2 protein-coding genes are annotated in these 1,330 nt (G+C 62.0%); one reads left to right on the top strand and one right to left on the bottom strand.

Going from position 1 to position 1,330, the window contains the following annotated elements:
* Positions 1-559 (bottom strand): BadF/BadG/BcrA/BcrD ATPase family protein (locus tag EN884_RS36110; RefSeq protein WP_348633001.1); only part of this gene is annotated, 559 nt, incomplete at its 3' end.
* 137 nt (positions 560-696) lie between these two features.
* Here EN884_RS36110 and EN884_RS36105 point away from each other — a divergent pair.
* Positions 697-1,330 (top strand): extracellular solute-binding protein (locus EN884_RS36105; RefSeq protein ID WP_128361135.1); only part of this gene is annotated, 634 nt, incomplete at its 3' end.

The following is a 1,330-nucleotide window of genomic DNA, read 5'->3' as shown; positions in this document are numbered from 1 at the left end:
GCTTGGTCTGGTCGTCTGTACCCAGTTCGCGCATCAGCCCGGCAATCAGCGGGTCACCATCCTGGCCCCGGTCGAGGCTGTGCCGGATTGCTTTCGCCGCCTCGCGCACCAATGCCGGCGCGCTGCCCTCGTCGCCAAGGATCCAGCCCCAGCCACCGGCTGCCAGCATCTTGCCATCGGCCGTGCGTGCCACCGCGATCGAGCCTGTGCCGGAGACGACGCCGATGCCGTCGATATAGCCAGCGGCAGGAACCATCAGCTCGGCATCGTTGACCACCTGCACCGCACCACCGGTCCTGCTAGCCAGCAGCGCCTGGAAGCGAAGGCATTGTTCACCCGTGTCGCAGCCATGCGCGCCAACGGCCAGCACAGCGGGCGCGACCCCGCCGCACAATCCCGCGACGATCCCAGCCAGTGTCTCGGCATCAGTCTCCATCTGGCGAATGCGCCAGCTCTCCGTCACCAGCACCTCGTCGGCGATGCGCTCGCCCTGGCACGCCATGATGCGCGTCTTGGTGCCGCCTATATCCACGCCTGCAATGATTTTCTGGGTCACCATATCCACCGCGCAAGCCGGGCTGCCGCGTCCAATCCACGTTAGTTAGGAAACTTTACAAACTATCTTTCCAGACGGCAAGAACTATGATTTGATAATCGTCGTAAAAAGCGCATCAAGCGCGATTGGGAGATTGCAACATGAGCAGGAGAAGGATTGGGCTGGCCCTCGCGGCCGCGTCTTTCGCATGGGGATTGGCAGCCAGCGTGGCGCATGCCACCGACATCTCGTTCTGGACCTGGCGCCAGGAAGACAAGGCCGCCTACAACGAACTTTTCGCCGATTTCACCAAGGCCAACCCGGACATCCATGTGAAGTTCGAGTCCTTCCCGGACGAGAACTATCCGACCATCGTCTCGACGGCCCTGGCCGCCGGCAAGGGTGGCGACGTCATCCACACCCACGCCTATGGCTGGCTCGAGCAGTTCGTGAAGGCCGGCTATTTTGAACCACAGGATCTGACCACGGTGCCTTCGCTCGCCAACCAGCCCGCCGATGCGCTGGTGGCCGGCACCTATCGCGCCGACAAGAAGGTCTATTCGCTGCCCTTCGCTTCGCAGACGCTCGGCCTGTTCATCAACAAGGACGTCTTCGCCAAGACCGGGTTGACCCCGCCGACCACATGGGATGAGTTCATAACCGTCAGCAAGGCGCTGAAGGACAAGGGTATTTATCCCCTCGCCAACGGCATGGGCACAAGCTGGTTCAACGAGATGTTCGTCGCCATCTTCACCAACCCGTTCCTCGGCCAGGATTTCGTCAGCGACCTGACGT

The organism is Mesorhizobium sp. M7A.F.Ca.AU.001.01.1.1 (assembly GCF_004022735.1).
GTDB classification, from domain to species: Bacteria; Pseudomonadota; Alphaproteobacteria; order Rhizobiales; family Rhizobiaceae; genus Mesorhizobium; species Mesorhizobium ciceri.
This window is presented reverse-complemented; position numbering and strand designations above follow the sequence as displayed.